Here is a 12,272-nt window from a genome sequence, read left to right as displayed (position 1 = left end):
AACCTGACCTTAAAATATATTATAAAACCCGCTTTTTCCATAAAAAAAGCAATTCTTAAGCTCAAAAAGCAAATATTCCAATAAATAAACGCTTAGCGCACGATCCAGCCGCCGCCCAGCACCATATCGCCATCGTAAAATACGGCGCACTGGCCAGGCGTAACAGCAAATTGGGATTGCTCGAAACAGGCGAGTGCACAGCCGTTTTCTAGAATCTTGACCATGCAACGGGTCGGACGCTGGCGATAACGGACCATGCCTTCGCATTCGAACGTATCGCCTGCGGCGTAGGCAGCGCCTGTAGCCGGATTCATGCCGTGCCATTCGCAATTCTGGATGCGAACTTCGCTGGCCGAGACGGCCGACTTGTCGGCCGTCACCAGGATGTCTCCGGTTTCAGGATTCACGCTCTGCACGAAGGCGGGGACGCCCAGGGCAACGCCAAGTCCCTTGCGTTGCCCCACCGTGTAACGGTGGTAACCTTCGTGACTTTTCAAAATCTTGCCGTCGGCGGTCATGAAGTTTCCTGGGCGTGTCATCGCACCGAAACGTTCCTGCAAGAAATTCGTGTAATCTTCACCGTAAATATCAAAGCAAATATCCTGGCTGTCGCTGGCACTGGCATTCACAAAGCCATGCTTCGCCGCAATGGCCCGCACATCGGGCTTTTCCATATCGCCCAGCGGAGTCATTACCCGCGCCATGGCAGAATCGGGCACGCCGAACAAGAAATAGCTCTGGTCCTTGGCGCGGTCTTTCCCCTTGAAAAGCCTACGCACGCCACCGACCTCCTTCACGTTCACATAGTGCCCCGTCGAAAGGAAGTCTGCGCCGTGCTCCAAAGCAAAATCAAGCATCCAGCCGAACTTCACGTAGCGATTGCAATAGCAGCAAGGATTCGGCGTACGGGCCCCTGCGAAATCATCGTGACAACGTTTCAGCACCCTGTCCGTAAAGGCGTCATCGCACACCGCCACAAAATGTTCAATGCCCAGCTTGTTCGCCACCGCACGGGCCCGCAAAACGCTTTCGTCTTTTTCGGGATCGTAGTCATTTGAAAGAGGGGGCAACACGCGAAGCGTCACACCAAAAACATCGTAGCCTTGTTCCAACAAAAGCAGAGCCGCAACAGAGGAATCTACTCCCCCGCTCATTCCGACAGCTACTCTAGCCACTAGTCAAACCTCAGCATCAAAGCAATTTCAAATTGCAGAATCTGACGCAAGTGCGGAGTTTCGTCATCCAGCTTTTCATGAATCTGGCGGTATTCAATGTAGCTGCTCATAGACGCAATCTTATTGAACTGGTAACCCGCACTGGGGCGTATAAACCATTCATGGGTACGTGACGGCACCGTGCGATCAACTAATTCCAGTTTCGGGCTATAGACTCTATCAGGCAAGTCCGCATGCAAGCCGTCATCGAACTTCCACTGTTCAAAGATACCGTCGGTACCGCTATCCTTGTTCCACTTGTCGTAACCTTCCACCGGATCGTATTCCTTACGGATCGTCTTCTTGTAGTCATAACCGGCGGTAAACTTCAGGTCAATGGAATTCTTGAACTTGAAGAACCACTTGAAGAACTTCACGGCCTTGTCAAGCTTCAACGGGTAGGTTATGGTGAAGTCATCGCCAATGTTGAACATGAAGTCATTGTACAGGGACGTATGAATCCAGGGAATTTCCCAGAAGTAGTCCGAAGTATCGCGGATGCTGCCCGAAGAATCAGGCCATGACGTAATGCCAATCACTTCTTCCTTGGGGCGACGGTCCGTATTTTCAATCTTCATGCGCACGCTATTTTCAATGCGCATATTGTTCTGCAGCAAGAAGGTAATTCGAACGAGCGGATTGAAATTCAGGCTCTGGGACCAGGAATCTTCGGCACTCTGGAACGGATGAACTGTGGTGGTATAGGCGTAATCAAATCGATGGTATGTCGACACGCTACGGAAGCTGTTCAAGAAGGATACTTTTTGGGCAAAGTTCGGCACCGTCACGCCAATGCCAATCTTCGGCCACACCGTCGTAGTATCGATATACATCGGGTATTCTCTAGACTGAGAGAAGTCTTCCTTCCATTGCAAGTCACCCGTTACGCCAATGTCCCAAATCGGGAGCGTAATGCCCGATCCCACCTGGAACTGGCGGGATACGGAATGCCTGAAGTTGCCTTGATAAACAACCGTATCTACATGGTGGTTCCTGTACTGGGCAAAGCGCAGGTAATCGTCGCGGTGGTCCAGGCCCATGTCGCCGGTGACAATGTTATAGAAGCCACGGTTGCGGTAACCGTTACCCAGGCCAAGGCCATACAAATAATACTGCAGCGGAGTCACACCCTGGTCTTCATACAGCTGAGCCAAGGTGAAGTTTTCGCCCACGGTGTTGGTACTTGCAGTCCAGTTAAAGCGGACTTCGCGCCACTTGACCTTATCAAAGGCACTTGCCACCGGATTTTCCTTACCAAAGCTTCGAGCCAAGTCCAGCACCTTCAAAGAGGGCGAGAACTCGAAACGGTTCGTCTGCGAAATGGTCCAATAATTTTTCTCCAGGGTGGTTTCATCCATAAAGTCAAAATCATCGGGGATGGTCTTTTGCTGGTTGAAATCAGAACTGAAGTTAGCACTGAAGGGCAAGAAGGGAATCAGGCGCGGATTGAACCCGATCTTGAACTGCTGAGAACGGGCACGTTCATTACGCAAAATACCGTAGGCACGACCATATTCCCTATGGCCCACGCTATCCACCTTGTAGAACACCGTAGTATCGTACTTGATTTCATAAGATTCCGGATTCTGCATGTCGATGGCAAAGGTATCGCCGTTTTCCTTAATGCGCGGAATAGTGTCGTAAGGAATAGCCACAATACTGTCGCCCGATATATAGACGCGGCGGTCCGTATGGTCGTAATCGAAGATATAGTCGCTGGCAAAAAGTCCGCCATCCCTTGTGGTAAAGAAGTTCTTTTTCACGAAGGCTTCACGGTCGCCACCGCCGTACATATCACGCTTGATGTTCAACGAATAGTTCGTCGAAAGGAACGAGAAGATATTCCAGCGCATGTTCAGCTTGTGGTTCAATTCCGTGGTATAAGTTACAATCTTGTCGACCTGGGGGTCCACATAGTCCGGGTCACGGCTCTGGTTCACATAGCGCACATAGTTCAAGTCGAAAAGCGTAAGGTCGAAGGTCTGGGGCCACGGTTCAAATTCAGTCTTCGCAATGGGTTTCAACCATTCATACTTCGAAAGGCCATCAAGGGGCCTGAACTTGAACATGCTGAAGGTACCCAACTTATATTCGATTACCGTATGGTAAGAATAGGTGGAGTCTGCAGAAGTCGTGGATCTGCCTTCGGATTCATTGTAGGAATAGCTAAATGCCGGACGGTCAAGGAATATCTGCGACATTACCTCGCCAAACTTGGAATCGTGGGCGTGGTAATCCTTACGGTAGCTGATACCAAAGGACTTGTCACGCACGTAAGACTGGTAACCCTTGGATTCCGCATTGTCGCGCAAGCCCTGTTCTTCCTTGTCGGAACCTACTTCCAGCTTGTTCTGGAACATATCGCCCGTGAGGTCCACAAAGCTGCTTCTTTTAAGCATCATGTCGTCGGTGGGCTTCATGTAAGGGCGCTTGGTCGAGCTATGGTAACCCAAGGAAAGGGGAATATGGAATCCGGCACTATCGTTCAAGAACTTGTTCAAGTTCATGGTGAAGTCGCTAGCCACATCCAGCTGGGAGGCTGCCACAGAGGATTTCGGCTTCGGCGAGCCATTGGAAGTGGAAAGGGTCGCAAAGTTTCCATCCTGGTAACGCACCGTTCCCGAAAGCGAGATAAAGTCGGCAAAGTTCACCTGGGCGCCCGTACGAGCCGCATAGCCCCATTCCGTATCCATGTCCGAAAGGCGCAGGTCATCCAGCCAGAAGGTACCAGAATCCAGTTCATCCGTGGAGGCACTGGAATCGGCCATAACCACAAAGCGCATCCAGTCGATGCTGGTAATCGACGGATTACCCACCAGCTTCAACTTTTCTTCGCGTTCACCGCCCAGGTCTTTTTCAACAGCGCTCAAGTAAGGCGGACGACGGCCACGCTTGAGATCCGAGAAATCAGCCACATCCATGGCGAAGGCGTTGGCCAGCCAGTTACGTTCATGACAATCCTGGGGACGTTCCTTGTCTTTACAAGGGGTATTGACCGGACGGAAGCTCCATTCGTAGTAATCGCTGGAACCTTCCAGGGACCCCTCACCGAACTGAATCGCAAAGCGCACCGGAGCCTTGTCTACACCCTTCTTCGCCTCGTAATGGATTTCCATCTTGAGGGAACGGTAACTGGAGAAATCCTTCACATCGGTTTCAAAGATTCGGGTAACACCCACTTCTTGGCCTGGGCTCATCCCATGGTAATTAAGGACCAAAGCCGTTTCCTTAAGCGGGGCATTAGAATCAGAATCACGTTCCGTACGGGTATTGGGAGACTTGTGATACTTGTTTGCATCTTCGCGGTTGTTAATCGTCTTGACGCTAATATAGGTCGTATCGCGGGCCACCACATTTTCAGAAACCTTGGTTTCAAGCCCATTCACTTCCACAATCTGCGAATTCTCCGTAGAGCTGGTCCTGTACAAGTCGGCAACCGTCGTTTCTTCCCAGGCGTTACCGATAACGCCAAGACTTACAATCTGGACCTTGGCTTCGGCCACACCGTTATTCAGCTTGCCCAACCAAAGCCTACTGAACTGGGCTTCGGCAAGAATCGTCAAGTAATCATTGGTAGAAGGCGAAACAATCGTATCGTACTGGTAAAGCGGAATACGCCACCTACGCCAGCCATTTCGCAGTTCTTCAAAGTTCATCTTATTGGTGTCAGACAAGTCGATTCGGTAACGGACAAAGCTGATATCCTGATCCAAGGATCCATTCTTGTTGATATCTTCGGTATCGTAGGTGCGTTCGCCAGCGTTGTTTTCGGTTCCGTTAATCTGTCTGGGCGGATCGCTTTCGTCTTCCAAATCGTCATCATAATTGTCGCGGGCAATATCGCTTGTAGACGCATCCACATTACCCATGCGCAAGCTAAGCTCAGTTCCTTTACAGGGGGTGGTGCGGCAATCCCACACCGAGTCAAATTCATCGTTACCTGACAAGCCGTCGAGACCCTTGTCATGAAGCGCCGTCGTGGAACCAATATCGTTTTCACCGTTATACTGGCCGTTCGGGGCTGTACCGTTAATAGAAAGGTCTTCACTGATAAGGCCCAAATCCAGGTAGAGAGAACCCACGTTTCCGCGAGCCACCACCTCGATGTACTTCATGTCGCTCAGGTCATGGTAATACTCGCTGTTCGGACGCATGACGCCACCCCAAGAATTACCGGAGAGGTTATCATTAGCGCGGAGCGTCATCTTGAGCACAGTCAGGTGTTGGTTATCCACATCGGAATTTCCGACCGGCGTATAAATGTTCTTGTACAGTTCGGTATTGTTGCTATGCCAAATGAATTCACCCTTGTGCTTATAGTCCTGATTTTCGATATAAGTCAAGGCGCTTATATCTCCATTATTTGCAGAAGGTTCCACACCGCCCGGAGGCGAAGCCTGGTACCAGGAAAGACGGGATAGAGGGTACATCAACCCAGAAGTGGTCGCTTCGAAATCTTCAACCAGGGCAGACTGTTCATCGCTGGTATTTGCATTATGGCGGCTGGCAGCGAATTCAGCTTCATAGCGCCAAGAAGACTGGGCCGTCGTGTTGATACCCGGAATCAGGTTCACCAGTTCGGTCAAAGCCGGCACCGTATCCTGCAGGCGCAGGTTCATGCCCCACAGCACGCTGGAGTAGGGTTCGTTACCCAGAGTCGGCGTCGTGGCCGTCGTGCTCTGGCTCTTGTAAAGGGCGGTAATACCGAACACAGATCCCGCGCCCATGCCGTACAGATCCAGCGGGAGTTCGGCGCGGGCACCAAGCAACAGTTTGTTGTCGATTTCAAACAGGGGTTCGCATTCGTAAGTGACCTTGATTTCTTTATTCGGGTCAAGGGCGCGTTCACTCAAAAGTTCAATCTGGCCCAGTTCATAGTTCACTTCGTAGTCGGTTCCACGGATAAGGGTCGTAGAACCCGCCGTCACCTTTTCTGTGCCCGGCGAAATATCCATACAGGAACTACCGCTCACAGAATAGCTGGAGCTGGGGTCACGCACGCTCAAGGTAGAACTGCGGCGCTTGCCCACCGATTCGAAATAGAAGCGGTTCGTATAGCGAGAAAGGTTGTAGACCGGAAGCGTATAGAGCTGCGCCATGGCCGCCGAAGAATCCAAGTTACGCATCGGTTCCAAGCAGTTCTGCTTGGCGAGTTCTTCGGCATTGCGCTTGCCAGAATAAATCGGGTCCGAAGCCTTTTTACAAGGAAGCCACATTTCACCCGTGTAGTTACCCGAGGCATCCTTTTTAAAGATGGTAGCGTCGTTTACCAGCGGAGTTCCCGTGGTGGTATCTACAAGTCCAAGTTTCTTGAGGTAGTCCCCCGCAATACCGGACTTGCTTTTCATGCGCAGCACAAAGTTCGAAGAACTTGCATCCGAAATGCCGATGGAATACACATTACGCAACATCAGCTTGTCAATATCCACAAGTTCCGAAAGAGTTGCGTCCCACTGGATAAGCGAAATCGTATCGCCTTTCTTCACAGACGACTTACCACGATTTTCAGACCAGCTTGCAGCAAGCAATGTGTTACGGCTTATACCGTTCACTTTCACGACGCCCATCTTATCATCGTAATCAAAGTCTTCGATGGGAGCAAGACGTTCCACCTTTTTAACGATCGGTTTGCCGCTAGGTGTCACGTATTTAACATACACGTCCTCAATTACATCTTTCGAGTTCGTGGAACCGCGCTTAAAGAGTTTCAAGTCCGTTGCCTTATAAATCTTGGACCTTTTACCTGTTTGCGAAACATCTCTGACGTATGAATCTCTCGTAGCATAGTTCAAGAAGAAATAACGGTATGCAACAAACTGCTTATCCAGAATCTGGAATTCCGTAGTCGACTCATTGGCCTTCAGGCTGTATTCTTCCTGGTCGCCGCCATCCTGCGACGCAATGGTGGTAAGGCGCCAGTCACCCAGTTTCCAATCCGCCTTGATACCGAACAGCCCCTGGTGGTTCTCGGAATAACCCGTGAGTTCCGTACCGGTCAAGGCTAGGTTCGTGGTACCGGCTTCTACGCGCTGCAGAATGTAGTCTTCAAATTCATCCTTGTAAGATTCTTCGTAAACCACGCGCACCTGGTTGCGGGCGCCCAAGCCTTCTTCCACGTTGTTAATTTCAACCGTGATATAAGGACCGATTTTGCCCTTCACCATGAAGTTCGGCGTGTAGTTCAAAGTCGGACTGGGCCACAGGCTCGTGTTGGTGCTACCCTCTGCGTCATCCTTTTCACCGTAGCCCTTCAAACGAATGTCCATGGTACCCTGGAGCATCAGCTTCGGCTTGTCCAGGCCAAAGTCGCGCATCCATGCAGGCATGGTCACCGGAATCGTAATATCGAATACCGAGCCGGTCTCGGGGGTCTCGTAGCCATCGTTGGCCTTGCCCACCAAGTCGTTCAGCCACAGGCTCTTTTGGCCAATGCTGTACATGTCCGACACGTAGTCCGCCAGTTCGGGGTAATGGGCCGTCCACAAAGTCGTCGTATCGCGCGAAACGGAGTTCACACGCTTTTCGCTCACGTCCATTTCACGGGTCGAGACATCGATATCGTGACTAAAGACCTGCCCCTTGCTGGTACTCATGAGCGTCGGCGAAGAACCGATGCCGCCAAAAGGCAGAAGTCCATTAAGCGGGGTTACCGAAGGAGGGAGCGAAATGTACTGGTAAGTAGGTTGCCACTCGGTCTCTGCCGGGTCCGGTTCAGAGGTTTCAGCATCGCTTGCAGACACAACCGAAACAGAGTCGCTCTGGGACCAGGCGATTCCTACGGCAAGGGCGACAGTCGCCACCGGCCACAAGCGTTTTAGACCTTCAAAAAACACAATTATCTTCTATACAGGTTCCCATAAAATACTGAATTTGCACACCGCAAAACCACTTCGAATATGGATTTTTCCTGCAATTTGTGCGAAAATAGAAAAATTTCAGGCCCTAAAGGGCAATTGTTTAATGCAAATTCATTCTTTTCCCACGCTTTTTCCATATGCAAAAAGCCCGCTACGAGCGGGCTTAATTTATTTAAAACAATAAAACCGATTCGGTCTCCATGAGCGAAAAACGCCTGGTATTAACCAGGCGTGTTCGCGAGAGCGAGGCGATATCACATTCTTGCGAATGCTATAGAGCCGAGCGGTCTCATTAAAGCGGGATATTCGCGTGCTTTTTCCAGTGACGCTTCTGATCCTTGGTCTTCAAGGCGTCGAAAGCGGTAATCAAGCGCTTACGAACATCAGCCGGGTGAATCACTTCGTCGACCACACCCATAGAGGCGGCAACGTAGGGGTTCATCAGTTCATCTTCGTACTTGGCGATGCACTGGGCGCGAGCGGCCACCGGATCCGGGGCTGCAGCGATTTCCTTCTTGTTGATGATTTCCACGGCACCTTCGGCCCCCATCACTGCCACCTGAGCAATCGGGAGTGCGAACACGTAGTCGGCACCCACGTCCTTACTGTTCATGGCGATGTAGGCACCACCGAAAGCCTTACGCAGAATGAGCGTCACCTTCGGCACGGTTGCTTCAGCAAAGGCGTACAAGAGCTTTGCACCGTGGCGAATGATGCCCGAGTATTCCTGCTTGGAACCCGGCATGTAACCCGGAACGTCAGCGAGGGCGAGCAGAGGAATGTTGAACGCATCGCAGAAACGCACAAAGCGGCCAGCCTTATCGGAACCGTCCACATCCAAGGAACCGGCAAGTACCTTGGGCTGGTTGGCGACGATACCGATGGCTTCGCCGTTCAAGCGGGCGAAACCAATCACCACGTTCTTGCCCCAGTCGCTCTGAACTTCAAAGAAGCTGTCGACATCGGCAAAGGCGGCAATCACGGACTTCACATCGTAAGCCTGCTTGTAGTTATCCGGAACGATGTCCTGGATAGAGGCGCTGTTGTCGAAGGAAGCTGCCACTTCGTTCGATTCGGACTTGGAGAACAGCTTCTTGAAGAAACCTTCGTCATTCTTGGCGGCTTCGGCAATCTTGCAGTTGCATTCGGCACCTTCCTTGCGGTTGCTCTGCGGCAAGTAGCTCAGGAGCTTGCGGACGCCTTCGAGGCACTTCTTGTCGTCTTCGTACATGAAGTGAGCCACGCCGGACTTTGCCATGTGCACCGGAGCACCACCGAGTTCGGCAGCAGTAATGTTTTCACCCATCACCTGCTTCACGACAGCCGGGCCGGTAAGGAACATCTGGCTCGTGTTCTGGGTCATGAAAATAAAGTCACTAAGAGCCGGAGAATAGCAGGCGCCACCGGCGCAAGGTCCCATAATCACGGCAATCTGCGGAATCACGCCAGAAGCCCAAACGTTACGGGCCATAATGGCGCTATAGCCGGCGAGCGAGAACACGCCTTCGTCAATACGAGCTCCACCGCTGTCGTTCATGGCGACAAAGGGAGCGCCGGCTTCCACAGCCATATCCATGACGCGGCAAATCTTTTCAGCGTGGCATTGGCCCAAGGAGCCGCCACCCACCGTAAAGTCCTGAGAAGAAGCAAACACCAAACGGCCGTTCACCTTGCCGTAACCGGTCACGACGCCGTCACCCAAGACGACCTTGCTTTCCTTGAGCACGCGATTGCTAGACTTGCGGAGCGCACCGACTTCAACAAAGGTGCCTTCGTCGAACAACATTTCCATGCGTTCGCGGGCGGTGCACTTTCCGGACTGGTGCTGCTTATCGACACGGGCAGCCCCACCTGCCGCCTGGGCCTGAGCCAGATAGTTATCCAACTTGGCGATATACTTTTCGTTCCACATTTTGTAAAGAACTCCTGTACTTGTAAGATTTTCGTAGCCAAAATTAGAAAATGCCGTTGAGCTAGTCAACGGCTTTTGTATAATTTTGTTTAAATAAGTAAGATAGAAGAAGTTTGTATTTATAGTCAGGGGCCAAAATAAAAAAGGCGGGTAGATAACCCGCCTCTATAATTCTTATAAACGAAGCATTACAGGAACACTTCGATGCCACCGCGGCACTTTTCCCAAGTGGGGTTCTTCTTCACCAGAAGATCCATCATCTTGTCGTAGGTAGCCGTGTTGGAGAAGCCCTTCCACAGGCGACGTTCCACGGATTCGCCGCTATCCTTGTCGATAGTGGTAATGGTGTCGTAGTAAGACGGATTGTCCTTGAATTCAGAAATCAGGATTCCCTTCAGGTCTTCCGTATAGATCTTGGAAGCGTACTTGAGGATAGAATCGTTGAAGTTGAGTTCGTTTTCAACCAGCCATTCGAAATCCTGAATCGGGTCACCGTAGATGAGCCAGTGCTTAAGGGCAAGGGCCACCACCAGGTCCTTCACGGCGCTACGGAAGATAAACTTGTCTTCGAGGCGGCCGTTCCAGGTGATACGGGTCAGCGGGTTATCATCGTTAGCTTCGATAGACACGCCCTTACCCGGGGTAACGCGGCGAATCTTGATCGGAAGACGGCTAAGGAGCTGCCAAGCCTTGGTGAAGGCGATGGTCTTGCGCACAAAGTCGCGTTCCTTATCCGGGGAAACACGTACGAAAGCACCGAAGCAGCGCTGGTACAAAGTTTCCTTATCGAAAATGCAGTCGCTGGAGCGGCATTCGCTGAGCTTGCCATCCATCATAAAGAGGGTCTTGGCAAGTTCGGGGCGCATACGCACTTCGAGCTTACGGGTACGTGCCTTCAGGCGCACACCATCCTTATAAACGTAGGTAAAGCCTTCTTCCTGGTAACGCTGCCAAATGAAGAACTGCAGGTCGTCAGCGGCACGCAGGTGGTAGCTGAACACCGGGTTCTGACGGTTGTTGGCCATGGTCACCTGGTTCAAGAAGTTATCGGCACCGGGGTACGGCACCACCACCTTCACGAGCACCTGGGGGTTCACCGGCTTCTTGCTCTTCTTGGCATACTGTTCGTATGTGAAGAGAGACTGGGCACCGTTAATGATCTTCGGGCGTTCGATGTAAAGAACCTTCTTGCCGTCGCGTTCCTTGAGGCGCAGGTCATCACCCGTCAGGGTCATACCGTTGTGCAGGAACGGGAAGTCGTCCACGTTCACGTTCTGGTCGTCGTTGCGTTCCATGGTCTGGAAGGCATCGATAAGAGCAGCGTTCGTGTGAGTGAGGTTGCCGAGGTAAGTACGGATGTTGCTCGAGACGATAGCCATGTTGTGCTTGGTCTTGAGGCGCTTACCCAGGTTCACGTGGTAATCAAAAATCGTACGAATCGGGCAGAAACCGAGGAACAGTTCGCCGTGATCGCTGGTCAAGTGCAGCGGATCGGAATCCATCACGATTTCAAGCTTGTCGTCGGCGCTGCGGAAGTCGCGAGTCAGGTCGTCATGTTCGGCAATGATTTCGAGTTTTGCCTTGACTTCGTTCTTCCAGATACCGAGCTTGCGGCGCATGTCCTTAAGGGTACGTTCCAGTTCGGAGTCGGTAATGTCACGGGTCGCACGAGTACGGAGCACCGTAATTTCCAACGTTTCCATGTAAGGACGGCTAGCCGGGGAATCGGAATCTTCTTCGTCTTCGTCGTCAGAAATCTTATTAACAGCCCAAGGATCAGCTTCTTCGCGGAGCGACATGAAGAACGGATTAGGAGGGTCGCTGGTGCGGAAAACGGCAATCTGGAGCTGTTTCAGGTCGGAATTCAGGTGAGAAACGACCTTTTCGAGGGGAGTATCTTCATCAAGGAAGATGAAGAATTCCATAAAGCCTTGGGAATATTGGAAACCATGGAAGCAGCCGTTTTCATCAAGGTTTAGATGCCGGAGTGCCTTAATTCTGTCAGTAGGATCGTTCGGATTGAGACTCAAGAGGCTAGCCACAAATGCTAGACGGCGTTCCTGCGATTTGGTTAGTTCCATTTTTTCCTCAGTTCTGTTATTTTACAATAGCAAAAGTCGGGTGCAATTGCGGCACCTTACCCTTAATATCGTATTTTGCACCCTAAAAATAGTTTCAAAATGTACCTTTGTGAACAAAAAGCATACATTTTTTTCATTTTTTTTCAAAAACGCCCCTATTTACGGTGAACATTTGTGCAAAAATCATACTTTTTTACTTTTTTTGAAT

At 51.1% G+C, this 12,272-nt stretch carries 4 protein-coding genes; all 4 read right to left on the bottom strand.

Annotated elements, in window-relative coordinates:
* Positions 1 to 92: 92 nt before the first annotated feature.
* Positions 93 to 1,175: a tRNA 2-thiouridine(34) synthase MnmA gene (gene mnmA / locus ACJMNB_RS01795; protein WP_405338381.1), complete on the bottom strand. Its 1,083-nt coding sequence runs from the start codon at positions 1,173 to 1,175 to the stop codon at positions 93 to 95.
* Positions 1,175 to 8,047 carry a cell surface protein SprA gene (gene sprA, locus ACJMNB_RS01790; protein WP_405338379.1) on the bottom strand — a complete coding sequence of 2,291 codons (6,873 nt, stop codon included), beginning with the start codon at positions 8,045 to 8,047 and terminating at the stop codon, positions 1,175 to 1,177. Before sprA ends, mnmA begins: the two co-directional genes overlap by 1 nt.
* 316 nt (positions 8,048 to 8,363) lie before the next feature.
* Positions 8,364 to 9,983 carry an acyl-CoA carboxylase subunit beta gene (locus ACJMNB_RS01785; RefSeq protein ID WP_405338377.1) on the bottom strand — a complete coding sequence of 540 codons (1,620 nt, stop codon included), beginning with the start codon at positions 9,981 to 9,983 and terminating at the stop codon, positions 8,364 to 8,366.
* A 188-nt stretch (positions 9,984 to 10,171) separates the two neighbouring features.
* Positions 10,172 to 12,064, bottom strand: coding sequence for an AIPR family protein (locus ACJMNB_RS01780; protein WP_405338375.1), 1,893 nt, complete (start codon positions 12,062 to 12,064; stop codon positions 10,172 to 10,174).
* Positions 12,065 to 12,272 lie beyond the last annotated feature (208 nt).

This window comes from Fibrobacter sp., assembly GCF_045131395.1.
Classification (GTDB): Bacteria; Fibrobacterota; Fibrobacteria; order Fibrobacterales; family Fibrobacteraceae; genus Fibrobacter.
This window is presented reverse-complemented; position numbering and strand designations above follow the sequence as displayed.